The sequence below is a fragment of the Streptomyces sp. NPDC002884 genome (assembly GCF_040295245.1).
Taxonomy (GTDB): Bacteria; Actinomycetota; Actinomycetes; order Streptomycetales; family Streptomycetaceae; genus Streptomyces.
In genome coordinates, this window is sequence record NZ_JBEOVB010000005.1 from 268,946 (window position 1) to 293,657 (window position 24,712).

The 24,712-nt window shown below is 68.8% G+C and carries 21 protein-coding genes; 12 read left to right on the forward strand and 9 right to left on the reverse strand.

Features of this window, described 5'->3' with window-relative positions; translation table 11 throughout:
- Positions 1 to 127 precede the first annotated feature (127 nt).
- Positions 128 to 1,069, forward strand: a complete 942-nt coding sequence (mmuM, locus tag ABT070_RS13540) for a homocysteine S-methyltransferase (protein WP_351759039.1) — start codon at positions 128 to 130, stop codon at positions 1,067 to 1,069.
- A gap of 123 nt (positions 1,070 to 1,192) precedes the next feature.
- On the opposite strand, the gene ABT070_RS13545 is transcribed toward mmuM, so the two are convergent.
- From ABT070_RS13545 to ABT070_RS13560, 4 genes are all read right to left on the reverse strand, one after another.
- Entirely contained in the window at positions 1,193 to 2,869 is a 1,677-nt protein-coding gene (locus ABT070_RS13545) for a carboxylesterase/lipase family protein (protein WP_351759042.1), read from the reverse strand.
- 92 nt (positions 2,870 to 2,961) lie between these two features.
- Positions 2,962 to 4,215 (reverse strand): alginate lyase family protein, encoded by a 1,254-nt coding sequence (locus ABT070_RS13550; RefSeq protein WP_351759045.1) that lies wholly within the window; start codon positions 4,213 to 4,215, stop codon positions 2,962 to 2,964.
- 46 nt (positions 4,216 to 4,261) lie between these two features.
- On the reverse strand, positions 4,262 to 7,399 hold the full coding sequence (locus tag ABT070_RS13555; protein ID WP_351759048.1) for an alginate lyase family protein: 3,138 nt from the start codon (positions 7,397 to 7,399) through the stop codon (positions 4,262 to 4,264).
- Positions 7,396 to 8,919: a glycosyl hydrolase family 28 protein gene (locus ABT070_RS13560; protein ID WP_351759050.1), complete on the reverse strand. Its 1,524-nt coding sequence runs from the start codon at positions 8,917 to 8,919 to the stop codon at positions 7,396 to 7,398. Before ABT070_RS13560 ends, ABT070_RS13555 begins: the two co-directional genes overlap by 4 nt.
- Positions 8,920 to 9,025: 106 nt before the next feature.
- Between ABT070_RS13560 and ABT070_RS13565 the strand changes: the two genes are divergently transcribed.
- From ABT070_RS13565 to ABT070_RS13605, 9 genes are all read left to right on the forward strand, one after another.
- Positions 9,026 to 9,295: a hypothetical protein gene (locus ABT070_RS13565; RefSeq protein WP_351759052.1), complete on the forward strand. Its 270-nt coding sequence runs from the start codon at positions 9,026 to 9,028 to the stop codon at positions 9,293 to 9,295.
- Between the two features lie 785 nt (positions 9,296 to 10,080).
- Positions 10,081 to 11,094 carry a hydroxyacid dehydrogenase gene (locus ABT070_RS13570; protein WP_351759055.1) on the forward strand — a complete coding sequence of 338 codons (1,014 nt, stop codon included), beginning with the start codon at positions 10,081 to 10,083 and terminating at the stop codon, positions 11,092 to 11,094.
- Positions 11,095 to 11,306: 212 nt separating this feature from the next.
- The gene (locus ABT070_RS13575) at positions 11,307 to 12,401 is read left to right on the forward strand and encodes a LacI family DNA-binding transcriptional regulator (RefSeq protein ID WP_351759058.1); all 1,095 of its coding nucleotides are present in this window, start codon (positions 11,307 to 11,309) and stop codon (positions 12,399 to 12,401) included.
- A gap of 380 nt (positions 12,402 to 12,781) precedes the next feature.
- Positions 12,782 to 14,113 carry an ABC transporter substrate-binding protein gene (locus tag ABT070_RS13580; RefSeq protein ID WP_351759061.1) on the forward strand — a complete coding sequence of 444 codons (1,332 nt, stop codon included), beginning with the start codon at positions 12,782 to 12,784 and terminating at the stop codon, positions 14,111 to 14,113.
- A 10-nt stretch (positions 14,114 to 14,123) separates the two neighbouring features.
- Positions 14,124 to 15,011, forward strand: coding sequence for a carbohydrate ABC transporter permease (locus ABT070_RS13585; protein WP_351759064.1), 888 nt, complete (start codon positions 14,124 to 14,126; stop codon positions 15,009 to 15,011).
- Positions 15,008 to 15,922: a carbohydrate ABC transporter permease gene (locus tag ABT070_RS13590; protein ID WP_351759067.1), complete on the forward strand. Its 915-nt coding sequence runs from the start codon at positions 15,008 to 15,010 to the stop codon at positions 15,920 to 15,922. Before ABT070_RS13585 ends, ABT070_RS13590 begins: the two co-directional genes overlap by 4 nt.
- On the forward strand, positions 15,919 to 17,511 hold the full coding sequence (locus ABT070_RS13595) for a glycoside hydrolase family 43 protein (RefSeq protein ID WP_351759070.1): 1,593 nt from the start codon (positions 15,919 to 15,921) through the stop codon (positions 17,509 to 17,511). Before ABT070_RS13590 ends, ABT070_RS13595 begins: the two co-directional genes overlap by 4 nt.
- Before the next feature lie 322 nt (positions 17,512 to 17,833).
- The gene (locus ABT070_RS13600) at positions 17,834 to 18,895 is read left to right on the forward strand and encodes a LacI family DNA-binding transcriptional regulator (protein WP_351759072.1); all 1,062 of its coding nucleotides are present in this window, start codon (positions 17,834 to 17,836) and stop codon (positions 18,893 to 18,895) included.
- A 38-nt stretch (positions 18,896 to 18,933) separates the two neighbouring features.
- Positions 18,934 to 19,146 (forward strand): hypothetical protein, encoded by a 213-nt coding sequence (locus ABT070_RS13605; protein WP_351759074.1) that lies wholly within the window; start codon positions 18,934 to 18,936, stop codon positions 19,144 to 19,146.
- 85 nt (positions 19,147 to 19,231) lie between these two features.
- Here the strand turns inward: ABT070_RS13605 and ABT070_RS13610 are convergent, their stop codons facing one another.
- From ABT070_RS13610 to ABT070_RS13620, 3 genes are all read right to left on the reverse strand, one after another.
- Entirely contained in the window at positions 19,232 to 19,489 is a 258-nt protein-coding gene (locus ABT070_RS13610; protein ID WP_351759077.1) for a hypothetical protein, read from the reverse strand.
- Positions 19,486 to 20,349, reverse strand: a complete 864-nt coding sequence (locus ABT070_RS13615) for an isocitrate lyase/PEP mutase family protein (RefSeq protein WP_351759079.1) — start codon at positions 20,347 to 20,349, stop codon at positions 19,486 to 19,488. Before ABT070_RS13615 ends, ABT070_RS13610 begins: the two co-directional genes overlap by 4 nt.
- Before the next feature lie 168 nt (positions 20,350 to 20,517).
- The gene (locus tag ABT070_RS13620) at positions 20,518 to 21,171 is read right to left on the reverse strand and encodes a ThuA domain-containing protein (RefSeq protein WP_351759082.1); all 654 of its coding nucleotides are present in this window, start codon (positions 21,169 to 21,171) and stop codon (positions 20,518 to 20,520) included.
- A gap of 328 nt (positions 21,172 to 21,499) precedes the next feature.
- Here ABT070_RS13620 and ABT070_RS13625 point away from each other — a divergent pair, with 328 nt between their 5' ends.
- Positions 21,500 to 22,132, forward strand: a complete 633-nt coding sequence (locus ABT070_RS13625; RefSeq protein WP_351759084.1) for a VOC family protein — start codon at positions 21,500 to 21,502, stop codon at positions 22,130 to 22,132.
- Positions 22,133 to 22,519: 387 nt separating this feature from the next.
- Complete coding sequence (locus ABT070_RS13630) at positions 22,520 to 22,915, forward strand: VOC family protein (RefSeq protein ID WP_351759087.1); 396 nt, start codon at positions 22,520 to 22,522, stop codon at positions 22,913 to 22,915.
- A gap of 10 nt (positions 22,916 to 22,925) precedes the next feature.
- On the opposite strand, the gene ABT070_RS13635 is transcribed toward ABT070_RS13630, so the two are convergent.
- Positions 22,926 to 23,600: a helix-turn-helix domain-containing protein gene (locus ABT070_RS13635; RefSeq protein WP_351759090.1), complete on the reverse strand. Its 675-nt coding sequence runs from the start codon at positions 23,598 to 23,600 to the stop codon at positions 22,926 to 22,928.
- Positions 23,601 to 23,715: 115 nt separating this feature from the next.
- Positions 23,716 to 24,672, reverse strand: coding sequence for an AraC family transcriptional regulator (locus tag ABT070_RS13640; protein WP_451100209.1), 957 nt, complete (start codon positions 24,670 to 24,672; stop codon positions 23,716 to 23,718).
- Positions 24,673 to 24,712: the final 40 nt, after the last annotated feature.

Genomic DNA, 24,712 nt, shown 5'->3' on the forward strand with positions numbered 1-24,712 from the left:
CTGGCCTCTGGCTCTGGCCTCTGTCCTCTGGTCCCCTGGCCTCTACCCCGCGTCCCACACCCTGGTCACTCTGTTCATGCAGCGGACGGATGCGACCGTCCGCCGCACCTTCGACTAGCGTCGTGACATGACCAGCGATGTCCCTGCTCCTCCCGCCGAGACCTCCCTCACCGCGGCTCTCGCCGCCGGAGCCGTCGTCCTTGACGGCGGTATGTCCAACCAGCTCGAGTCCGCCGGGCACGACCTGAGCGACGAACTGTGGTCGGCGCGGCTGCTCGCCGAGCAACCCGAGGCGATCACCCAGGCGCACCTCGCCTATTTCGAGGCGGGCGCGAACGTGGCGATCACCTCGAGCTACCAGGCCACGTTCGAGGGCTTCGCCAAGCACGGTATCGACCATGCCGAGGCTGCCCGGCTGCTGGCACTGAGCGTGGAACTGGCCCAGGAGGCCGCCCGGCAGGCCCGGCACAAGGGCCTCGCTCACCCGTTGTGGGTGGCCGCGTCGGTGGGGCCGTACGGGGCGATGCTCGCGGACGGTTCCGAGTACCGGGGCCGCTACGGGTTGAGCATCGAGGAACTGGAACGTTTCCACCGTCCCCGGCTGGAAGTCCTAGCCGCCGCGGCGCCCGATGTGTTGGCGCTGGAAACGGTTCCCGACGCCGATGAGGCACAGGCGCTGCTGCGGGCGGTCCGCGGGCTCGGCGTGCCGGCCTGGCTGTCGTACTCGATCGCCGGTGACCGTACGCGCGCCGGGCAGCCGTTGGACGAGGCGTTCGCCCTCGCCGCCGACTCCGACGAGGTGATCGCGGTCGGAGTGAACTGCTGCGCCCCGGAAGACGTCGAAGCAGCTGTGACGACTGCGGCTCGGGTGACGGGCAAACCGGTCGTGGTCTACCCCAACAGCGGCGAGGTGTGGGACGCGGAAGCTCGCGCCTGGAACGGCCGATCCACCTTCACCACCGAACAGGTCCTGGGGTGGCGGGAGTCGGGGGCGCGTCTCATCGGCGGCTGCTGCCGGGTCGGTCCGGAGGCGGTCGCGTCGATCGCTCGGACACTGACCTCCGCATAGACCTCCGGCCACCCGGTAGCCGCTGCCGGGCGCCGCCACTTGTGCTTGCGCTTGCAGGGTGACTCAGCTTCCGGGGTAACACGGAAACCGCATACCGGCCCCGGCACCGAGGTGGCCCGGCGGTCAGCGTCCTCTCACTCCCCCGGCCCGGCGCAGCCGGCGGACCGCGGACCTGAGCTCCGTGCTGCGCAGGGTCTTGCCGAGGGGTGGATCACCCGTCGCCGTCTCGTCGACGGGTTCCCCCGCTGATGCGGTCGCCGCCTCAGCGGTCCACAGGGCCAGCTCACGATCCTGCGGACCGTATGCGGTATACGACATGCCGTCGCCCTCGTGCGCCGTACCGTCGTCCTCATACCGCCCGCTGTCCGCCTCGCCGAAGATCCGCACGGGATGCGCCGGCCCCCAGGCCTCCCAGCCGGGGTCACCCGTGGTCACGAACCGGGTCCACGCCCCGTGCATCGCGTCGGCGAGTTCCTGCGGCGCGCCGCCCCCGGCGAGTTTCGCGGACTCTGCCGTATCGCCGGTGTCGAAGACGAAGCCGAGCTCGAGGGCGTGGCAGGCGCCGAGGCCGGGCCTGAGCGAGGGCCAGGCGAACTCGTACATGTAGGACGCCCCGGGGCGGGCCCCGGCCAGCCGTTGCAGGGGGCGGCGCAGGAGGCTGTCGGTGACCATCTGGCCGACGATCTCGGCGGTGCCGGCCTCGGGGTGCAGGGCGCGGTAGCCGCGCGGCACCTCGTGGCCGCAGTGACAGCGGGCCATGGCGCCGGCGAGGGCGACGGGCCCCAGCCGGTCGACGCGCTCCATCAGGCCACCCGGGACCAGCCACAGCCGGTACTCGTCCCGCGTCCAGCCGAGGAGGAGGTCGACGCCGGGGGCCGCACCCCCGTCGACGAGCGCCTGAAGCGGGTCGCGCGGAACGAGGTCGCCGTCGACGACGATGCCGAAGGCGGGACCGCCCAGGACGGGGCTGCTGAGCCTGCCGACCTCCGCCTGGGTGCGCAACAGCAGATCCCGGTCGACGGCGGCGAAGGCCTCGGCGGTGGCGGGGACCTTCAGCCGGGTCGCCATACGGCGGACCATGCGCCGGACCTTGTCCCGGTCGAAGGCCTCCGGCGGTCCGCTCTGGAGGACGGCCCGCCGGAACAGGCTCTGTGCCTGCGGAGCCGCCATCAGGGCTCCGGCGCTGATGGCTCCGGCGGACTGTCCCGCCAGGGTGACCCTGTCGGGGTCACCGCCGAAAGCCCTGATCGAGCGATGCACCCATTCCAGTGCGGCGAGCTGATCGCGCAGACCGGGATTCGCGGGGGCGTCCGGGAACAGTCCGTAGCCCTCTACCCCCAGCCGGTAGTTGATGGAGACGAAAACGATTCCATCGCGGGCGAAGTTCCGTCCGTCGTAGACCGGCACTGCCGAGGATCCCCTGGTCAGGGCGCCGCCGTGCAGCCAGACGAGGACGGGAAGCCCGGCGGCCGGGCCGGGCTCGGGCGTCCAGACGTTGAGGTTGAGGCAGTCGTCGCCCGCCACGACGGGGTCGGACAGGTACTGGGCGAAGGCCTCGGAGTACGGCGGTTTCGGCGGCGTCGCACCGAAGGCTCCCGCGTCCCGTACCCCGTCCCAGGGGTCGGGCGGCACGGGTGGCCGGAACCTGCGGGCCCCGAAGGGGGGTGCCGCGTACGGGATCCCGCGGAAAGCGGCGATGCCGTTCTCGTACCTCCCGCGTACGGCCCCGTAGGGGGTCGAAACGACGGGGTCGGGGTCCGCCTGGGCCTCGGCCCGTGGGACCGTCCGGTCTGCTGCCATCTGCTCACCAGCCCTTCGCCGCGCTCGCGCACCGGTATGACCAGAGCACCACAACAGCGCGCGGTATTCCGGTGCACGAGCCTGCGGCAGGGCTATTTGGCGTACATCAGGGTGCCGAAACCGAGCTGGTCGTAGCCGCCGCTGGTGGACTCGTAGTCCCCGCCGCCGCCCTCGGGAGCGACGGAGAAGCACATCTGGGAGATGTACCTGTCGTCCAGGGACAGGCGTCGGTTGTAGTGGTAGTGGAGCATGGCCCACACCGGACGGACCTGCCCGCGCGACGCGGTGGAGATGACGGTCTGAGAGTTCTGCGCACAGTTCTGCCCGCTGCCCCAGGTGTAGGTGGTGAAGGGCACCTCGTTGCCGAGGTTGTATCCGGCGACGTACTGGGCGGCCTTGAGGAACCGCTTGCTGTCGTAGGAGTAGAGGTCGTCGCCCTGGTTCCAGGCCATCTCGCAGATCGCGCCCAGCTGCCCCATGCCCATCACGGTGTGCCCCTGATCCCGTCCCGACTCCTGCCACTGGCCGAGGTCGTATCCGTCCGCGTCCGTGTACAGGTACGGCACGGCGTGCGCGAGGGAACCGTTTCCGGCGCCGGACCTGGCGTAGTCGACTGCTTGGTCGTACTTGGCCGAGTCGTCGTTGAGGATGCCGATGGCCAGGACGGAGGCCATGTTGCAGAGGTCCCAGTTGGCCCAGTAGTTGGTGATGCAGGCGTCGTTGTGGTGGGTCAGGAAACTGTTGTTGAGCGGGTAGAAAACGTTGACCAGCATCTCCTGAAAGGCGGAGAGGTCGAAGCCGTCGTACCCCCTCATCAGTTCGGCCGCGTTGGCGAACTGCCAGCCGTAGAGGCCGGCGGCGAGAAAACGGTCGGCGTTTCCGGTGACCGAAGTAAGCGTTTTCGCCCAGGCGTTGAGGATGCCTGCTGCGCACTGTGCGTTGGCTTCGGTGCCGCCGACCCGCCAGCGCAGGGCGTTCTGGTAGGCGGCGGCGATGTCGTGGTAGAGCAGGCTGTAGTTCTCACCGGTGCCGCCGCGGATGATCGTCGCCGTCGCCCTGGGCGTCCAGCCGGACTGCGAGTGCAAGTTGGCGGTCAGCCTGTTCCAGCCGGACAGCCAGGGATCGGTTCCTGCGGCGACCCTGACCTTGGCACGATTGATGTCACCGGCGTTGTGCAGCATCCCGGGATGGGTGAAGGTGGCCGGCGCCGCGTCCGCCCTGTTCGCGGCGGCGGTGACACTCGCGCCCAGGGTGAGTACGGCGGCGGTGAGACCGCCGGCGGATTTGAGCAGTCCGCGGCGGCTCACATGGTGGTCGTCGTGGTGGTGGGGGGATGTACGGCTCATGGGGTGCGGCTCCCATCGTGGCGGATCCGTGAGGGATCCCGGGTTGCTATGCCGAGGTGACGATCACCTCGCCGAACCGTGCGGTGCCGAGGACCGACGGGCTGCGGGAACAGACCACCAGACCTCCGTTGTAGGGGGCGTGGCCGAAGCCGGGGATCGAGCCCTCGGCAAGGAGGGTCCAGGTGACGCCGTCGTCGGCGGAGACGAAGGCGGCGAATGCGGTTCCCGCGCGTTTCAGCCTCAAGAGGAGCGGGAGTTGGATGTCGACCGCGCCGGAGAAGACGGAGGCGCCGGCCACCGTGGGGCGCAGCATCAGCTGCGCGGTGGTACCACCGGTGACGATCAGGCCGGCCGCCTGGTCGAACGGCGACAGGGACTTGGCCATCAGCAGACCGACCCGGTCGGCGGCCACCCCCTCGCGGGAGACCAGGCGCGCGATGATCTCGCCGTCTCCGGACATGCTCCGCCGAGCGAACTGGCCCGTCATGCCCTGCGAGTTGACGTTGAGATCGACACCCGATCCACGTACGACGAAGGTCCCGTCGTCGTACGCCGTGGTCCCGGGCGTGAAGACGGCCACGGCGCCGAAGGTTCCGTAGTCCCTCGGCTCGAGAACCACGTCACCGAGATCGCCGTACGTCCAGGGAGCCGGTAGAGGCCCGGCTTCGACGCGCATCGCCTTGACGGCGTTCACGGAGAGGGCCGGCGCAACAGCACTGCTCGGCTTCGAACGGGGGCCCCGACCGGAGGAGTTGGTCTTGGAAACGACGTAGTGGTACGTCATCCCGGCGGTACCGCTCGCGTCGATGTAGCGGATGCGCGTACCGAAGCCGACCGGCCCGACGGCGGTGGCGATCGTCCGATACGGGCCATGCGCGCGTGGTGCGCGCAGCACCGCGTAACGGGCGGACAGGTCGGTGTCGGTCCACGTCAGCCGGACGCCGTCGGCGCCGGTGGTGGCGCTCAGGTCGGCGGCGGTGCGGGTGGGACGGGGCGTGCGCCAGACGCCCCCGCTCACCCCGGTGACACTGACGTTGTCGAAGGCGCCGGTGCCTGTCCCCGCGTACGCCTCGTCCACGCCGAGGGAGGAGTTGAGAACGAGGCCGGCGTAGGCAATATGCGGGATGTCGCCGACGTCCGTCGTGCCGACTACGGTCCACTGCATACCGTCTGCCGAGATGGAGCCTGTGCAGCGTCGGCCCTTCCGGCTCACCCGCACCCAGTACGGCGCCCGCAAGCGATATCCGTCGCCGGCACCTTCGACGCAGGGGGCCGCGATCGGGGTGGCGGACTCCGGCAACGCACCCAGGTCGGAGATCGGAAACGAGGCCTTGCTGGTGATCGCCTCCTGCTGCGACGGGGGTACGGGCGTACTCCCGGTCGCCGAGACGGGCAGCCCGGCACTCGGCCGTACGGTCCACACGCCGCTCCAGGTGTGCAGCGGCAGGCCCTGGAGCAGCATCGAGGCGTGCGCCGCGTCCGCGTCCAGCGAGGCGCGGACGGTGACACCGATCCTGGAGTACTGGGAGCTGAGTGGCCACACGATACGGGCGGTGACCGATCCGTCGCCGCGCAGAGGGAGATGTACGAGGCGAAAGGAGTCGGCGTCACCGGAGGCCTCCAGCAGGAACCGCTCTCCGTCGAAGGCGGCCGAACCGGGGACCGCGACGGCGCCGACGTCGGTCGTCGACCATGGCCCGGGCAGCCCGGCGGCAGCCGAGGCGGCCATCGAACTACCGCTGACACCAAGCGAGTTGGCTGCCACGATCGCATAGTGGTAAGTGTGCCCCGCGGTTACGCCCGTGTCGGTGTACGCGGGCTTTTGCACCCCGGTCGCGAGCCGCTCGAAGGGGCCCTCGGGCGTGGCGCCTCGCAGGACCGTGTAGCCGGTCGCCGAGGTGGACGGCAGCCAGGACACCGTGACGGAGCGCTCCTCCCCGACGGCCGTGACACCGGCCGGAGATGCCGGGGCGGTCGGGGAGGAGGTGGTCGCGCCCGCGTAGGCGAAGGTTCCCCAACCGGGCAGGTCGTCGTTGCTGCCCTCGACGACTCGTGCGCCGCCGGTGCCGCGGAATATCGCCGCCCGCGTGCAGGGGGCTTCCAGGCCTCGAACTCCCGCGTAGTGCGCGTAGTACATCTCGTAGATCGGAGGCAGGGTGCCACGTCCGGTCGCCGAAACCGTCTTCTTGATGTACTTGCCCGTGCGGTCGAGGTCAGGGGTGAAGGGGACTTCGCCGCCGAGGTTGTAGCGGGCGGCATACTCGGCTCCGGCGAGAATGCGGTTACCTTCAAAGCTCCACAGGTCGACGCCCTGGTTCCACGCGACCTGGGCCACGTCGCCCATGAGGCCCACGGCAAGTTGTTCGTGACCCTGATCGCGGCCGCTCTCCTGCCCCTGTCCGGTCGCCGCGACGGTGCGGTGGACCACGCTGCCGTTTCCCGCGCCGGCTGCGGCGAACCGCAGGGCGTCCTCGAAAAGGGTGCGCTGCTCGCAGAACACGCCGATGGCCAGGATGGACTGGACGGCGGTCAGGTCCCAGTTGCCGTTGGCGTAGAGCATGTACCCGGAGACTGCGGGATACCAGACGTCCAGAAGGGACTCCGCACAGCGGGAGATGTCCGAGTCGGCCCATCCGTCATAGCCGGTGTGGCGGAGCAGTTCGGCCGCGTTGGCGAACTTGAAGGCCTGGAGGCCGGCACCGAGCGGTCCGTCGGCGCCGGTGATCACCGTGAGGGAGGCCGTCCAGGCGTTGAGGATGTCGCGGGCCTTGTCGGCGTGGGCGCGCACTCCGGAGACGGCCCACAGCAGAGCGTTCTGATAGGCGGCGGCCGAGTCGGCAACGGCCTGGTTCACGAAATGGGAGGGGCCGCGGCCCCAGGAAGTGATCTGGCCGGTGTTCTGGATGGTGTACGCAGCCTGCGACCGACTGTGTGCGGTGAGCGCGAGGTACCCGTCGTAAGCAGGTGACTGTCCACCTTCGACCGCGGACCGCATACGCGCCAGGTCGGCTGCGGTGTGCAGCAGACCGGGGTGGGTGAAGACGAACGCGGACCCGTCGTCCACCGTCCCCGCAGGCGTTGCGCTTGCTGCCCTCGCTGCCGGCGCGAACGGGATGTTCGTGCCCGCGGTGAGCAGCAGTGCCGTGGATGACTTCAGCAGGCCGCGGCGACTGAAGTCGCTCATTGCGCCACCGCCTCTGCCTCTGTGGTGGTGAGGAACTTCAGGTTCAGCACATGCTCGTTGCAGAACCACTGCATGGCGTCGGTGGCGTAGTACCAAGCGGGCTTTTTCATCGAGTCGGCGATGACCTGCCCGTTGATCACCAGGTTCTCGAAGGTGACGTTCTTGATGGCGTGCTCGGCGTCGTAACCGAGGAACAGCGACGGGTTGGCGTGGGTGCCGCGGTAGCTGAGGTTCTTGATGTAAACGTCTTCGATGCCGCGGCCGACCGAGGTGTTGTACTTCGTGTTGTACATGATCCGCATGTGGATGACCTGGCCCCAGCGGAAGTCCTCTATCCGTATGTCCTCGATGCGGACGTTCTTGATGAGGTTGGAGTCACCGGGGTTGAGGGCGATGCAACCCTGGTATCCCATCTGCGGCTCACGATGGTCGAGGATGTCCAGGTTCTTGATGACGAGGTTCTCGATCACCTCAGGAGCATCGGTGTTGCCGTGGGTGCCGACGTTGATGGGGTGGGCGACGTCGGCCCAGAGGGTGCAGTTCTGAATGGTGATGTCGCGGGTGTCGCCGTAGTAGTTCCAGCGGTGGGCGTAGATGGCGAAGCAGTCGTCGGAGTTGCGCATGAAGCAGCCGTCGAAGACGATCCCGGTCGAGGAGAAGACGTCGAAACCGTCTCCATTGCCTTTCGAGCTGAACGAACGGGCCTTCTTGACGTGGACGTTCTCGCACTCGCCGAACGTGCCCGCGTAGCCGTTGGGGTTCATGATGATGACGTCCTGGACGCGGATGTTCCTGCTGCCCTCGCAGAGGATTCCGCCGGGGCCCGCGTAGAGCATGCCGTGGCCGGTGAGTGCGGCCTTCTCGACGTCCTTGAAGAAGACCTGGGCGGTGAGGACGGCGCCACCGGCTAGGTGAACGGTCTTGCCGCTGGGCACGGTGAGGACGTTGCCGGCGACCGTGTGCACGCCAGGGCCGAAGTAGATCACGTCGGGGTCGTCGGCGCAGGGCGGGTTCGGGTCGATGCGGTTGGTGATGACGTGCAGGCAGTCGAAGATCTCGTCATTGATCTGCACGACAACGTCGCGCGGCTCGTCGAGAGCGAAACGCAGGGTGTCCCCCAGGAGTTCGGGCACGATGCCCAGCGCGTCCGGCCGCACTCCGGCCTTGGTCGCACCACCCTTGAGGTAGGTGACCTCCAGTTCCACGGAACCACGGAAGTCGAAGTAGACCAACGAGGTGTTGTAGACCTTGCCGGAACCGGTGGCGGCGTTGATCTCCTCCAGTTGAGGCCGGTACATGTCGAGGGTCTGCCACTCGCCGTCAGGGGCGGTGCGCACACGCACCTTGAAACTGGTGTTGGTCGGCAGAGTCGCCGGGCGAGGGTAAGTGAGCAGCCTGGAAGTGGAGTTGTTGTCGTCCGCGTGAGCCGCCGTAGCCGTGGGACCGCCCGACAGCCCGGTGGCGAGCACGGTGGCGCCGGCCGCCTGGAGGGCGGTGCGACGGGACAGAGGCGCATTCATGCATGACTCCTTGCAACGGTCGGTAAGGGGTTACTTCGAGACGCTGAACGTCGGACTGGTTGAGGCCGGACGTCGCCGTCCCCGGCGACGAAGCCGCGCTGGGCCGATGAAGGGACAAGCCGGATGGGCACGACGTCCATCACTGGTCCAGCTCCTCCGTCACGCCCCGTGCCATGAAGTGCGGTGCGTCCACGGCACCGCTATCGCGGACCGGGTCGGGCTGGCTGGCTGGCTGCCGCTGGCCATCATTCCGATCAGCACGGTGATGGTGATCGGAATGATGGCGTACCTGACGGTGCCGATCGTGACGCCGACTGCCCTCCTCGCCTGCTCGATCAGTCCCGGGGAGATGTCGTCGAGCCTGGCCCCAACGTGAGGGTCTCGCCCGGTCCGTTCACTACGCTCGACACGTGCAACGCATATCCGTCGAAGGCCGCCGCGCCGCCCCCGACGGCGCCGGCCACCAGGAGAGGAAAGGTCGGCGGCGGGGAGGAGCACCGGCGTGAAAGCGCATGGGGAGCCTCGGCTTCTGTTTCGGGAGGACGTCAGCGTTTCGGACTCGGTGAACGCGAGCGTTAGGGTCGCGTCAGGTGTCGCAGTAACAGGTAGGAACCGTTTGCTACACCCGAGTGGCCAGAGCTTCTTCCGCTCCCGTCGGCCCGTCAAGGGGCCCTGCAGACTTTCGAAAACTCTGCACACGGTCCGGATGCATCCCCGCCCGCGCACAGGTATCACGTCGCCTGTCACGTCGACCATGGATAGCAGCCACTTGACCTGCACAGATCGAAGCGTACGCCCCGAGGCACACCCCAGCATCAGCCGACCGAGCCATACCGCCGTCGCGGTCGACCGGGTCCACCGCTTTCGACGAGGCTGCGACAACCGGTGGTGAACGCACCGCCTGCCGCACACAAACCCCCACACCCCTCACCCCACTTCGCGCCGCCGCACCTCACCTGTCGGAAACACGTTTCACCCGGCCTCGCAGCCGGGGCAGCCGGCCGTCATCTCCACCTCAACAGCTGCTCTGAGATGGCCATTTACTGGTAAGCCGTCCGAAAGGTTTCCCTGGCGATCCCCGACCGATTGACCACGCCTCCGCGCCAGATCTACGGTAGAAGACGCTTTCAGAAAACGTTTCCCACGCACCTCAGGAGAGTCATGCCCAGCGCCCAGCTGCCCAGGGCCGTGTTCGCCATGGATCCGGTGCACCTTCCCCTGCTGTTCCCCCCGCCGCTCATGGCCCGGCTGCGGCAGGCAGCCGAGATCGATCCCGCGCTCGTCGTAAGGGATTTCGCAGAACCCGCCGCGGCGTCCGCGCTGGCCGGTGCCGAGATCCTGATCACCGGCTGGGGCTGTCCCCGCCTCGACACGGACATCCTCGACTCGACGCCTCGTCTCCGTACGGTCCTGCACGCTGCGGGCTCGGTGCGCCCCTTGGTCGGAGAAGCGCTGTGGGGCCGAGGGGTGGCCGTCTCCAGCGCCGTGACCGGCAACGCCCTGCCGGTAGCCGAGTACACACTCGCGATGATCCTGCTCGCAGGGAAGGACGCCTTCGTCCATCGCGAGCGCTTTCGCCGAACCCACGCCCAGCCGACGCCCGCCGAGACGGCGTCCACCGGCAACCACGGCCGCCGGATCGGTGTCATCGGCGCCTCTCGTGTGGGGCGCCGACTCCTTGAACTGCTGCGTCCGTACGACTTCGAGGTCCTCCTGCACGACCCGTACGTGGACGCGGCAGAGGCTGCCGAACTCGGTGCGCAGCTCCTCTCGCTGGAGGATCTTCTGCGACACAGCGACATCGTGAGCCTGCATGCGCCCGATATCCCCGAGACCCACCACATGCTCGACCGCGCCCGCCTCGCCCTGCTCCGCGACGGAGGCGTGCTGATCAACACCTCTCGAGGCGCCCTCGTCGACCACTCCGCCCTCACCGACGAGCTGGTCTCAGGTCGACTGCACGCGGTCCTGGACGTCACCGAACCCGAACCGCTGCCCGCGGGCTCTCCCCTGTACCGGTTGCCGAACGTGTTCCTCACCCCGCACATCGCCGGTTCCCTCGGAAACGAGTTGGAAAGGCTCGGCCGCATCGTCGTCGAGGAGCTGGAACGCCTGGCCGACGGACTGCCCCTCGCCCACGAGGTACGCCTTGCCGACCTGGCTCGGGTGGCGTGATGCGCAGGTCCACCCCGTCGCCGACGGCTCTGGCCACGGCGACGGCAGGGGTTGTCCACAGGCCGGTCCAGCTGGAAGACCGTTGGGATACGGTTCCCGCACCGACGGGGGGCCGGGCCCCGACCGTGCCTTGACCAGGCAACGGCGATGTCCGCGAGGGTGGCCTCCATGGCGCCCTCGTCGGCGCCCACGAACAGTGAAGGAGCCGCAACGTGAGTCAGCGCAGGACGACGGGTGATGCCGGCCGGGCGACCATACGGGATGTGGCGGAACGCGCGGGTGTGTCCGTAGCAAGTGTTTCCCGCGTGTTGTCGGGCAACTACCCGGTCTCCGAGGAACTACGGCGCCGGGTGATGAAGGTCGTGCGCGACCTGGACTATGTCACCAACGCCCACGCCCGCTCCTTGGCCGGTGGGGCCACTCCGACGGTGGCGATACTGATCAACAACATCACCGGCGCCGCGTTCGCCCACGTGGCGAAGGGCGTCGAGGGTGCGGCCACCCTGCGCGGCTGGCTGTCGATCGTCGGCACCACGGGCGACGACCCCGAACGCGAACTGGCCCTCGTCAACCTGATGCGCCAACAGGGCGTCGACGCCGTGGTCCTGCTCGGCGGCGCCTATGACTACGACGAGTACCAGCTGCGCATGGCACGGTTCGCCCGTTCCCTGGACGCGGCCGGCTCACATCTGGTTCTGGTCGGCAGGCCGCCGCTGGCCGGAGACGTCCCGGCCACCACGATCGACTACGACAACGAGTCCGGCGCCTACGCCATGGCCAGCCACCTGCTCTCGGCCGGTCACCGGCGAATCCTGGCCCTGCCCGGCCCCGCTGAACTCACCACCGCCCAGGGCAGGTTGAAGGGTGCCCGCCGAGCCTTCGAGGCATACGGGGTGCCGTTCGACGACGGGCTGGTGCGGCACGGTCCGTACGACGACGAGCACGGGCACGCCGCGGTGCAGGCGGCTCTGCACGAGACGCCGGACTTCACCGCCGTGCTGGCCGGCACCGACATCGTCGCCGCGGGAGCCATGCAGGCACTGCGCGCAGCAGGTCTGCGGGTGCCGGACGACGTGTCGATCACGGGCTACGACGACATCCCGCTGGCATCCCAGCTCACCCCCCAACTGACCACGGTGCACGTGCCCTACGAGGAAATGGGCCGGGTCGCCCTGCGCGCGGTGGCCGACCGGAAGCAGGGGCCCGGAGGTGGCGCCCGGCGCAAGAGCGGAGACGCTGAGCACCTGGTCCTGGGCACCCACGTCGTCGTACGGGACTCGGTGCGGCCGCCCAAGCGGCGCCGGTGAACCGCAGCGTCGACGGAGAGCTGCTCGTCGATCTGTTCTCGTAAACGTTTTCCCCGTGTCGTCCAAGGTGTGCGGGTTTCTCCGGAGGCTCTGTCACGGATCCCCGCACACCGCCGGAAACCGCCTCTGAGCTGCTTCAACGCAGGTCATCGCAGGCTCTCTCCGTGACGCCGTACGACGCTCCACCGCGTTGTACCGGCGCGACAATTTCCTGCACACCCCTTGATACAGCTGAATCCCTCGGCCTACCGTCACAGCAACCGGTTTCTACAACTTCCGCTACGCCGACGTCGTCCGGCCTTACAGCCGCCGTTCCCGGCCAGTACCGAGCCGCTGTTCTCTCGTTCCGAGACGCCTACTCTCCGAAGGATCACGGTCAGATGAACTCCACCAGCCCCCGGAAAAGGATCGCCCGCGCCACCGTGGCGGGTATCGCGCTGACAGGTCTGCTCTCCGCCTGCGGCGGGTCGGGTGACGGAGACTCCTCGGCGTCCGGCCCGGTCACCCTCCCCTTCTGGGGTTGGGCAAACGGGCAGGAAGCGGTCGTCGAGGCGTTCAACGCCTCCCACAAGGACATCCAGCTGAAGTACACCAAGGTCACCGACCAGTTGACCATGCAGAAGCAGCTGACCAACGCGGTCAAGGCGGGCAACGCGCCCTGCCTCGTGCAGAACACCGCCGAGTACGTCACCAGTTGGGTGTCGCAAGGGGCACTCGCCGACATCACGACGTACGTCGGGTCGAGCAAGGACAAGTTCAACGCCGGTTCCTGGGCTGCCGGACAGGTCCAGGGCAAGGTCTACGGAGTACCGACCAGTTCGGCACCCGCCTTCACCGTCTACCGCACGGATGTCTTCGCCAAGTACGGCCTGAAGGCGCCCGCCACCTGGGACGATTTCATAGCTGCAGGCAAGGAGCTGAAGAAGCACGACGTCAAGATCACCAACTACGCCGGCGAGGACCCCAGCACCCTCGAGGTACTCGCCATGCAGGCCGGCGCCCACTGGTACGCGATCGACGGCAACTCCTGGAAAGTGAATTTCCAGGACGAGGGCACGCTCAGGGCCGCGCGGGTGATCCAGGAGATCGTCGACAACGACCTCAACTCCACGCTTTCCTTCGCCGACTACGCCGCCGTCCAACGCAACTACGACAACGGCGGCACCGCGACCCGCCAGATCTCCACCTGGCAGATGGCCGGCATGGTGCAGAACTTCACCAAGTCCTTCGGCAAGTGGGCGCTCTCGCCCTGGCCGACATTCGCCGGCGGGGCGGAAAAGACCCCTGCGGGCACCAACCAGAGCGGCGGTCTGACTCTGGTGACCAAGCAGTGCAAGAGCCGGCAGCAGGCGGCCGAGGCGGCGCTGTGGATGTCCACCGACACCGGCGCGGTCAAGACGATGGCGAGCCCGACGACAGGCAACGGAGTGATGCCGGCGCTGGCCGACAGTGACGTCTACGTCGGCGAGGCGATCTCCGGCAAACTGCTCGGCACGAACTACGAACCTGCTCAGCAGATCGTGAAAGACAGTCTGAACACGGTTACCACCGACTGGACTTTCGGCCCCGACTGGACGGCGATGTTCACCGAGATGCAGGCCGGCTGGGCCAAGGTCGTGAACAAGGACCAGAAAGTCACCGACCTGCTGGCGCACATGCAGGAGTGGACCGTCAACGATCTGAAGTCCCGCGGCATCAACGTCGAGGGCTGAGGCGCAGCCGATGATTCACTCCCTGCGCTGGAAGGGCGCCGCGTTCACGGTGCCCTTCCAGCTCGGCTTCGTGTTCCTGTATCTGGTACCGATCGGCTACGCCGTCTACCAGTCGCTGTTCCGCACCCGGCAGTCCGGGCTCGGTCTCGGAGGCGCGTCGGAGCGGTTCTCCGGCCTGGAGAACTACCGACAGGGCCTCACCGACCCGGCATTCGTCAGCTCCATCCTGCGGGTGATGCTGTTCGCCTGTGTGCAGATACCGGTGATGCTCTTCGTCAGTCTGGTGCTGGCGCTGTTCCTGGACGCACTCGGCTCACGGGCGGCAAGCCGGTTCCGGATCCTGTTGCTGGTCCCTTACATGATCCCCGGGGTCGTGGCCGCCCTCGTGTGGATCAACCTCTACAGCCCGGACGTCGGTCCGCTCACGCCGCTGGGCAGGCTCTTCGGCGCCGACTGGGACTTCTTCTCACCGTCCATGGTCTGGCCGTCCATCGGTAATCTGCTCACCTGGCACGGCATCGGCTACAACATGGTGATCATCTACTCGGCACTGCAGGCCGTGCCTCGTGAGCTGTTCGAGGCCGCCCGACTGGACGGCGCCTCCGAGGTCCGGATCGCCCGCAGCATCAAAGTGCCCTATGTGCGCGGGGCGTTGGTGCTGACCGGGCTTCTCTCCGTCATCCAGATGCTGCAGATCTTCAACGAGCCGGCGCTGTTTCGAAATGTCACCCCGCAGACCGTGAACGACAGCTTCACCCCGATCATGATCATCTACAACCAGGCGTTCAACGCCGGCAACTACCACTACGCCGCTGCCCTGTCGGTACTGCTCGCGCTGGTCCTGGGCGTCGCCTCCTTCCTGTTCTACCGGCTGACTTCGAAGGAGGCCGACCGATGACGCTCACCGAAGACCGCGCGCGGAGGAACGCGGCGCCGGCGGTACGCCGGCGTACGGACCCCGACCCCGCCGCCCGTTCGCAGGGCGGCCAGCGGTTCCTCCTCCTGGGGCTGGTCCTGGCAAGCGCCTACAGTCTGTTCCCGGTGTGGTGGCTCGTCGTCGCCGCCACCAAGGATCGCACCGGGCTCTATCAGAGCAACGGCCTGTGGTTCTCCGGCATGCATCTGTGGAACAACCTGCATCAGCTGTTCACCTACGAGGACGGCATTTTCCTGCGCTGGACAGCCAACTCCCTGCTGTACGCGGGTGTCGGTTCACTCGGCGGCACCCTGATCGCGCTCGCAACCGGTTACGGCCTGGCCCGCTTCGATTTTCCGGGGCGCGCCATGGTCTTCGCCTGTGTGGTGGGCTCGTTCCTGATCCCGATCGCCCTGCTCACGCTGCCTCTGTATCTGCTGTTCTCGGAGATCGGCCTGGTCGACACTCCCTGGGCGATGTTGATCCCCTGCCTGATCAATCCTTTCAGCGTGTATCTCGCCAAGGTGTACACCGAGGCAACGATTCCCTTCGAGCTCCTCGAGGCGGCCCGCCTCGACGGCGCCGGCGAACTGCGCATCTTCGTCAGCATCGTGCTGCGCATGATGACGACGGGCGGCGCGACCGTGTTTCTGCTGGCTTTCGTCAACACCTGGAACGCGTTCTTCCTTCCGTTGACCGTGCTGCGCGGTGAGGAGAACTGGACGCTCAACATCGGCCTCTACAACTGGAGCGGCAAGCGCCTGGAATCCGGCGTCGACCTCACGAGCCTGGTGTTGACCGGCGCGCTGCTGTCCATCGTGCCGATGGCCGTCATGATGGTCGCGATGCGCCGCTACTGGCGGACCGGCGTCACGCTGGGGGCGCTCAAGTGACCGTCCTGCGCAATCCCGTGATCCGCGGTTTCGCGCCCGATCCCTCCCTGATCCGGGTCGGCGACCGGTATTACGTGGCGACCAGTTCCTTCGAATGGTTTCCGACGATCCCGATCCACCGGTCACGTGACTTGGCGCACTGGGAGTACGCGGGCCACGTCCAAGGCGCCGCTCCGGGCGGGACGTTGGCCGGTGTCCCCGACTCGGGCGGCGTCTGGGCGCCCTCGCTCAGCTGGGACGGCAAGCGTTTCTGGGTGGTCTACACGGTCGTACGGTCCGTCGGCACGCCCTACTTCGACCAGGCCACCTACGTCACCATGGCCTCTGACGTCACCGGCCCGTGGGCGCCGCCGCGCCGTATCGCGAGCCACGGCTTCGACCCCGCTCTCTTCCACGAGGGGGGCCGTCTGTGGCTGCTCAACCTCCAGAACGATCACCGGCCAGGCGGAGCGCGCTTCGCGGGTATCGTCCTGACGGAACTGGACCGCGGCACGCTCGCCCCGCTCGGCGACACCCACCTCCTTCTCCAGCATGAACGGCTGATCGAGGGACCGAAGTTGCTCTTCCATGCCGGGTGGTACCACCTGATCCTCGCCGAGGGGGGAACCGGTTTCGAGCACGGCGTCCGTACGGCCCGCAGCCGCAACCTCGCCGGGCCCTACGCACTCGACGATCGCCCGTTGCTCACGTCTCGCGACGACCCACAGCTGCCGCTGCAGAAGGCGGGACACGCCGAACTGGTGGAGACGCCGGGCGGCGAGTGGTTTCTGAGTCATCTCGCCGCCCGTCCGCTCGACACAGCAAACGGTTTCCGCTGCACCCTCGGCAGGGAGACCGCGATCCAGGCCGTGATCTGGAACGCGGAGGGCAAACCGCGTCTGCGGCAGGGCGGTTGGCTTCCGGCGGTCGAGGTCGAGGTCCCCGAGAGCCCGTGCGAGGTCGTCCAACGGGTACCGACCGAGGACGTGTTGGGATGGCCGTGGAGCACGCTGCGTGAACCACCGGATCCGTCCTGGGCGGATCCTGACTCCCGTCCCGGCTGGATCCGGCTGCGCGGGCGGCACGGTCCGGAGTCGCGCTGGGCGCAGAGCCTGCTGGCGCAACGCCTCACCGAGCACCGGTCCACCGCCCAAGTCACCGTGCAGGCACGGCCCTCGACCTTCACACAGGCCGCGGGCCTCATCCTTCGCTACGACGCGGAGGCGTACCTGTCCCTCGATCTGACGTGGGCGGAGCCCGCGGCCGAACCGCAGCGCGGTCAACAGTGGCGAGGTGCGGGGCGGACGGTGCTCAGTCTGATGGAGCGCGACGAGAAGGGTGCGCGGCAGGCGGCGATCGTGGACATCGACGCGAGTCTGCCGGTCACGCTGGGTGTGACGGTCGCGGGGGCGGAGGCGCGGTTCTGGTACGTGTGCGACGGGGTACACGCTCCGATCGGTCCACCGCTGGACGCCGGCCGGCTGTCGGACGACCACGGCGACCGACTGCGCTTCACCGGCACCCTGGCAGGGATCCACGTCCGGGACCTGGTCGACGCGTCCTTCACCGCAGACTTCCGGGACTTTCGACTGACCTGCGTGCCGGAATGAGGCCACCGGGCCGTCCAGTGACTCCGGCGCCGGATCTGCTGACGTACACCGGCTCGGCGCACCCGATCTGATCCGGCGCCCTCCCTGCTTCGAGGTGCCCGCCGCGCCCGGAGAGCCCGTTGCCATCCAGGCTGCGCCACGCGTCCGGGGTTTCGAGAATTCCGGTATCCAAGATCCCGCGTTTTCCGGAGTCTTCACGTCACGCCGAGGCGCACCTAGGATAGCAAGCGCTTTCTGTGAGCCGTCTGTTTCCGCATCGGCTCCGAAAGGGCGCTGGTCGAACTTTCGCCGGCCTTCGGGCGGGCCGGAGAGGTGGTTCCCGATGGTGCGCACGGCGAGTGCGAGTGCGGGTGTGGCGGCCGGGCCGACCCTGGCGGTCGTGGCCCGAGAGGCGGGGGTATCGGTGCCGACCGCCTCCAAGGTGGTCAACGGCAGGGAGGACGTCGCCCCCGAGACGAGACGCCGGGTGACGGAGGCGCTGGACCGGCTGGGTTATGTGCGCAGACCCCGCTTCGACGCGACCAAGCCGCCCCGGCTGATCGATCTCGTCGTGCACTCGCTGGACAGCTCCTGGTCGGGCGCGGTGCTGCACGGCGTGGAGGAGGCGGCACACGACGCGGGTCTGGACGTGGTCGTCTCGGCCGCTCTGTCCCGCACCCGCGTCGGCCGACCGCAACGCGGCTGGTTGGACAAGCTGATGGTGCGCGGGACGGCCGGAGTCCTCTTCAATCTGACTGAGTTGACGGGCTCTCAGTACGCCTGGCTGGAGCAGCACCGCACCCCGTTCGTGTTGATCGACCCGGTGGTCGAGCCGCCGCCCGGGGTGGTGTCGGTGGGCGCGGCGAACTGGCAGGGCGGGGTGACGGCGACCGAGCACCTGCTGGCGCTCGGCCACGAACGCATCGCCGTGATCGCCGGTCCGCGCCGCAAGATGTGCAGCAGCGCCCGGGTCGCCGGTTACCGCTCGGCCCTGGCGTCGGCAGGGGTCGCGTACCGCCCCGAGTACCTGCGCAACGGCGGCTTCGACGAGGCCATCGCTCACCGGCGCATGCAGGAACTGCTCGATCTTCCCGAACCGCCGACGGCTGTCTTCGTCTGCTCCGACAGCATGGCTCTCGGCGCCTATCTGGCCCTGTCGGAAAGGGGGTTGAAGGTCCCGTACGACGTCAGTGTGGTCGGTTTCGACGACCTGCCGGAGTCCCGATGGACCACCCCCGCCCTCACGACCGTGCGGCAGCCGCTGGCGGAAATGGCGGCAACGGGGTTGCGGTTGTTGCTGCGGATGATGGACGGCGAGCACCCGGAGGGAACACGGACGGAGTTGTCGACACGGCTTGTGGAACGGGCGAGCACCGCTCCGCCGCACCGGCGGGCAAGGACGTGAAACGGTGACCTCTCGGCGTTACTGATCGTTTTCCGGGCATGAACCTCAGCACGCGCACCACCGTCCTGTTCGTCGTTGCGTCCGCCGTCCTCATCACGGTCATGGGGACGGCCCGGGCCGCGACTCTCGGCCCCGTTCCTCGGGACGCCACTGCCCATGCCACCGTGAGCGATCCCGGTGACGAGACCGGCGACGAGACCGAAGACGTCGAACTGGACGAGGCCGGACGCCCCGACGTCGACGAGGACTGACGAACCGTTCGGCAAATCGTCGTAACGGACAGCGGAAAGCCGGGCGCCAACGTCACGGTGGCGCCCGGCCGGTGATCTCCTCGTCTCAGTCCTCCCCCCGGTCCGGCGCTCCGACCAGCGCCTCCATCATGTCGACGGCGCTTCCGTCGTGGTCGCTGCCCGCGGTGCCGCTGCTGCCCTGCTGGACATTGGCCGCCCGGTCGACCTCCAGGATCGAGTCGGCGTGCGAATTGTCGATCACGGTGATCAGGCTGCCCTCGGCGACCGCCGGCGCCGCGAAAGCGGCCAGCAGGGCGGCCGCCAGGAGCGTCGCCGTCCTCAGCCGGGGAGCGACCAGGCTCACGCGTTCACGCTCTCGGGGGCGGTGCGCAGGCGCGCGATGTTCCGCTCCAGCAGCTCGGTCGAGGCCCGCACGCCGATGCCGCTCACCGCGTCGACCTGGGGCAGCCGGCCGTCGGTCCGCTTGAGGTCGACGAGAGCGGAGTGCATCGCCGCGTGCGCGGCGAAAAGACACGGCGTGCTGTAGATCGCGACGTTCACGCCCAGGTCGGACAGTTCGCTCAGCGAGAGCCTGGGGGACTTCCCTCCGGCGATCTGGTTGAACAGCAGCGGCTTGTCTCCCACCACGTCACGGATCCGGCGGATCCACTCCACGGTGCGGACCCCGTCGACCAGGATCACATCCGCGTCGGTGGCGGCCAGCGTCCTGGCCCGCTGCAGGATGTCGTGCTCGTCGGTGGCGTCCGTACGGGCCACCACGACCAGGTCGCGGCGGGTGGCCAGGACCATCTCCAGTTTCGCCAGGTACTCGTCCAGCGGCAGCACCTGCTTGCCGTCGGCGTGCCCGCACCGGCGCGGCCGCTTCTGGTCCTCCAGGATCACGCCGGAGGCCCCGATGCGCTCGAGGCCCTCCACCACATGACAGGCGACCTCCGGATCGACGTACCCGTCGTCGATGTCCACCAGCAGGTGCTGCTGCGGGAACGCGCCCCGCAACCGCTGGACGAACGCCACCATGTCCGGCCAGGCGATGAAACCGATGTCCGGCAGCCCGTAGTGCGAGGCCGCGAAGCCGAAGCCCGAGACGAACATCCCGTCGTAGTGTTCCGCGGCGATCGACGCCGAGTACATGTCGTACACGCCGATCAGCGGAGTCGTTCCCGGGTCGGTAATCCGCTCCCGCAACTTGTTCCCGTAAGTCACCGTCCGGCTCCTCCAATGGAGTCGAGGGGTCAACACACCAGGTGCAAGAAAGCCATTGCGACACAACAGCCCTTTACGAAGACAAAAGGATCTCTATGTCGATGCGCGACTTCCTCCATGTGAAGGCTTTACTCACCCCATTGGCGCAACCTGTTCACCGGAGAAACGTCACTGGTCCCGCAGCCGTGCGGCCCAGGCGATGCCACCGCCCAGATGGGCACGGAAGTGGGGGTCGGCGTAAGCCTGGGAGGCATGTCCGAGGGCCGTGTAGAAAACGCGTCCCTGGCCCTGCTCCCGGCACCAGGCCAGCGGGTGGTCGGCTCCCATCCCGCCACCCGTGTACGACGACTCGTCGGCGACGGCGAGAACGCGCACCCGACCGCGCGGGTTGGCGCGGAAGTCGTACCACTCGTCGGTGAAGTCCCAGACGGTCGGCAGCGAGCGGGTGGCGGGGTGGTCGTGGTCCTCGATCACCGCTTTGCCCGGCTGATACTCGGGGTGGCGGGCGAAGCGGGCGCCGAGGAGTTCGCCGTAGTACGGCCAGTCGTACTCGGTGCAGGCCGCCGCGTGCACCCCGACGAAACCGCCGCCCGCCTCGACGTAGCCGGCAAGGCGTTCCCGCCCGGCCGGGGTCAGCACCTCGCCGCTGGTGGAGAGGAAGACCACGGCCGCGTATCCGTCCAGCGAGGCCTCCAGGGCCGCCGGGTCCTCGGTGTGGTCGACGGCGTACTCGTCCAACCCACGTACGGCGGCGACCGCGTCCGCGATGGAGTCGTGGCGGTAATCGGTTGTGCGGGTGTACACGAGCAGGCGGGCGGTCATGGGGACGAGCCTAGGCCGACGGGAGTTCGGCTCCCAGGAGATGATCAGGGCGAAAATTTCGGCGGTGAACGTTGTTCCGGAGGCGGCGGCACGGGCTCGGCCCTGAGCCGGACGCGGCGCCCAGCCAGTGAGTCCCCCGAGGATGCGTCGGAACCCGCCCGATCGGCGCGCAGGACCTCGGAGAACCGGCACCGGCAGACTGACTGTTGAAGCAAGGGCGTAACCGGTTGCCTCGCGTTCGCACGCGCTCCGCCGACTGCCCTAGGCCTCTCGGTGGAGTTCCGCGGGCGCGGCCGTTCCGGAGGCCGGGCGCGTAGGCTCGGGCGGGATGAACACCATTCCCGCACGCCTCGACCACATCGTCCTCGCAACGCCCGATCTGGCGGCGACGGTCGCCGAGTTCACCCGGCGCACGGGAGTGGCCCCGGCACCGGGTGGGGTGCATGTCGGGCTCGGCACCCGCAACTACCTCGTCGGCCTGGGGCATGGCGCGTATCTGGAGATCATCGGCCCGGACCCGGAACAGCCCACGCCTTCCGGCCCGCGTCCCTTCGGTGTGGACGCGCTCGCCTCCGCACGGACGATCACCTGGGCCATCAGCCCGCCCGACCTGGACGCGACGGTCGCGGGTGCCCGTGCTCGGGGCTACGACACCGGCGGCGTACGGGAGATGAGCCGGCGTCGCCCCGACGGCAGCCTGCTTCAATGGCGGCTGACCGACGGCGGCTCCCCGCATCCGTCCGGCCTGGTGCCCTTCCTCATCGACTGGGGCGGCACGGTCCACCCCTCCGCGTCCGGCCTGCCCGTCAGTCCCCTGCTGGAGTTGACCGCCACCGCTCCTGCCCCCGAGGAGGTCCGCCCCCTGCTGACCGCTCTCGGTACCGACCTCGCCCTCACCGAGGGCCCGGCGGGATTCTCGTTCACGGTGGACACACCCAACGGGCCGGTGACCTTCAGCTGACCCGGGAAGCCCCTGCCCTCAGCGGTGCAACCGTCCTCCGGACTCGGCTCTGCCAGGGAACGGACCGGGCTGGTCGAGATCCGCATCGATGATGCCTGCTCGAACCCCGCGGTAGCAGCCGTGCTCCCCGTACGCGCCCCGGAGCCAACCGAGGGTGGGTCCTCCCACCCCTCCCTGGGAGGTCGGCGCGTCCCCGTGACGACTGGCCGAGATGGTGATCGGCAATAGCGGGCAGCCGGCCTTCGGAACGGGGCCCGTTCCGAAGGCCGGCTGATCGGGTCCCCACCCCACCCGGCCGCCAGCGCCGTCCGGGTGTACGGAAAGGTTTTCCGGAGCGTGTCCGTTTCTTTCAAGACCGGCCGCGGCAGCGCTGCCTACCGTTGCCGCATGAGTCCACGATTCGATGCCATCGGCCTGGTCGTCTCCGACATGGCCGCGTCCGTCTCCTTCTACCGTCGGCTCGGCTTCGCCTTCCCCGAGGGGGCCGAGCAGGAACCGCACACCGAGGCCGAACTGCCCGGTGGACTGCGGCTGTTGCTGGACACCGAGGCCACCGTCCGCTCGTTCAACCCGGAATGGCAGCCACCGTCCGGGGGTGGTCGGGCCTCACTCGCGCTGCGCTGCGACACACCGGGCGAGGTCGACACCGTGTACGAGGCGTTGCTGGGTGCCGGTCACCGAGGCGACCTGAAACCGTGGGATGCCTTCTGGGGCCAGCGCTATGCCGTCGTGCTCGACCCCGACGGCAACGGCGTCGACCTGTTCGCACCGCTCCCCCAGTAGCGGGGTCCGCTCAGCCCAACAGGGCGCCCAACGTGAGGCCCGTGAACTCCCTGACATCCCGGGAGAGATGGGCCTGGTCGGCGTAACCGGCCCGGTTCGCCGTGTCCGCGTACGGCACGCCGCGCCGGGCCAGCGCGAGAGCCCGTTGCAGGCGCAGGATCCGAGCGAGCGTCTTGGGGCCGTAGCCGAAGGCGGACAACGAACGGCGGTGCAACTGGCGTGCTCCGAGGCCGAGATCATCGGCCGTCTTGGCCACCGCCCCGCCTGCGGCCAGGGCGGCGACCAGTCGGCGCAGCGCGCGATCCGGCGGCGCCGCCCGCTCCAGCGCCAGCTCCTCCAAGGCCGACGCGGGATGCGCGGCCGCGGCGATCCGGTCGGTCAGGCGACGTACTTCCGGTGCCGGCCACAGTTCGGCCAACTCGACGCGGCGGTCGCGTAGTTCATGGGCCGGTACGCCGAGCAGCGCGGGCGCGGTGCCGGGGAACAGGCGGATGCCCGCCCAGGCCGCGGGCAGGCCGGCGGGGACATGAGCACGGGTGTCCGGTCCGGCGACCAGCAGTCTGCCGTCATGCCACAGCAGGTCCATGCAGCCGTCAGGGAGTACGGGAAGCGCGCCGGGTGCCGCGGACGGCGTGTTCGTCCACACCACCGCCCCGGCCAGCCGGGAGGGCCGCTCCTCGTACATGTAGGCAAGGCTACGCCGCAGGGACGCGGGTGCCGGTACGGAGCCGCGGCGCTCCCTGCCCTCTTCCGCCTCCGGAAACCGGTTTCTCGCTCCCCGCTCCCCGCGCCCCACGCCCTCACGTTCCTACGTCGCCCGTGTGCGATGTTCCTGGGGGGCTGACGCCGTACACCCGCTTGAAGGCACTGGACAGGGCGAAAGCGCTTCCGTAACCGACTTGGCGGGCGATCGCGCCGATCGTCTCCTCGGTGTCGCGCAGTCGGTCGGCGGCGAGAGCGAGGCGTCGGCCGGTGAGGTAGGTCATCGGGGGTTCACCCACGAGGTCGCTGAAGCGGCGGGCCATGGCAGCCCGGGACACACCAGCCTTCGCGGCGAGGCTCTCGACGGTCCAGGAGTGCGCCGGATCGTCCTGGACCAGCCGCAGAACGCGGCCCACGACCGGGTCGGCCAGCGCCCGGTACCAGGCCGGGGCCGCCGCTTCGGGGCGGGAGAACCAGGCCCGCAGCGCGGCGATGACCAGGAGGTCGAGCATGCGGTCCAGAACGACCTCCTGACCGGGTTCGTCGCGGATGATCTCCTCCATGAGCAGGGGGGTCAGCGGGCACTGCCAGACGTCGGAGGTGAGGGACAGCAGTGGGGGCAGCGCGTCGAGCAGCCGGCCGCTGATCTCGCCCTGCATCAGGTACGTGCCGATCAGGACGACCGTGGAGCCGTCCAGCCGGTCGCCCCAGGTCCGCACGCCCAGGTCCATGGAGCCGTTGAGGAGGCGCCCGTCGGGGTACGCGCACTCTCCGCCGGGGAGGATCAGCGCCTGCGCGGGTGTCCCCGGGGCATCGGCGCAGGTGTACGGGGCGGGGCCACGGGCGATGGCGAGGTCGCCGGCCCGCAGGCGGACGTGCTCCCCCTCGTCCGGTACGACCCAGCCCTCGCCGCGCACCATGAGCATCACCGTCAGCGGGGCGCGGTCCTCGACCCGTACGGCCCACGGCGGGTCGAAGCACGCGCGGATCATGAGCGCGCCACGCGCGCGTGGCCCCTCCAGCAGGCCTGCAAGGGGGTCCCCGCGCGTGAGCATGTTCGAGCGTGGAGGAGCGTCCATGCGGCCAGCGTAGACG

Coding starts and splice junctions, on each gene's coding strand:
- ABT070_RS13640 (WP_451100209.1), bottom strand. CDS start 24,672: ATGCTCACGCGCGGGGACCCCCTTGCAGGCCTGCTGGAGGGGCCACGC.
- ABT070_RS13625 (WP_351759084.1), top strand. CDS start 21,500: ATGAACACCATTCCCGCACGCCTCGACCACATCGTCCTCGCAACGCCC.
- ABT070_RS13605 (WP_351759074.1), top strand. CDS start 18,934: ATGAACCTCAGCACGCGCACCACCGTCCTGTTCGTCGTTGCGTCCGCC.
- ABT070_RS13630 (WP_351759087.1), top strand. CDS start 22,520: ATGAGTCCACGATTCGATGCCATCGGCCTGGTCGTCTCCGACATGGCC.
- ABT070_RS13580 (WP_351759061.1), top strand. CDS start 12,782: ATGAACTCCACCAGCCCCCGGAAAAGGATCGCCCGCGCCACCGTGGCG.
- ABT070_RS13585 (WP_351759064.1), top strand. CDS start 14,124: ATGATTCACTCCCTGCGCTGGAAGGGCGCCGCGTTCACGGTGCCCTTC.
- ABT070_RS13560 (WP_351759050.1), bottom strand. CDS start 8,919: ATGAATGCGCCTCTGTCCCGTCGCACCGCCCTCCAGGCGGCCGGCGCC.
- ABT070_RS13555 (WP_351759048.1), bottom strand. CDS start 7,399: ATGAGCGACTTCAGTCGCCGCGGCCTGCTGAAGTCATCCACGGCACTG.
- ABT070_RS13545 (WP_351759042.1), bottom strand. CDS start 2,869: ATGGCAGCAGACCGGACGGTCCCACGGGCCGAGGCCCAGGCGGACCCC.
- ABT070_RS13590 (WP_351759067.1), top strand. CDS start 15,008: ATGACGCTCACCGAAGACCGCGCGCGGAGGAACGCGGCGCCGGCGGTA.
- ABT070_RS13620 (WP_351759082.1), bottom strand. CDS start 21,171: ATGACCGCCCGCCTGCTCGTGTACACCCGCACAACCGATTACCGCCAC.
- ABT070_RS13570 (WP_351759055.1), top strand. CDS start 10,081: ATGCCCAGCGCCCAGCTGCCCAGGGCCGTGTTCGCCATGGATCCGGTG.
- mmuM (WP_351759039.1), top strand. CDS start 128: ATGACCAGCGATGTCCCTGCTCCTCCCGCCGAGACCTCCCTCACCGCG.
- ABT070_RS13600 (WP_351759072.1), top strand. CDS start 17,834: ATGGTGCGCACGGCGAGTGCGAGTGCGGGTGTGGCGGCCGGGCCGACC.
- ABT070_RS13635 (WP_351759090.1), bottom strand. CDS start 23,600: ATGTACGAGGAGCGGCCCTCCCGGCTGGCCGGGGCGGTGGTGTGGACG.
- ABT070_RS13565 (WP_351759052.1), top strand. CDS start 9,026: ATGAAGGGACAAGCCGGATGGGCACGACGTCCATCACTGGTCCAGCTC.
- ABT070_RS13550 (WP_351759045.1), bottom strand. CDS start 4,215: ATGAGCCGTACATCCCCCCACCACCACGACGACCACCATGTGAGCCGC.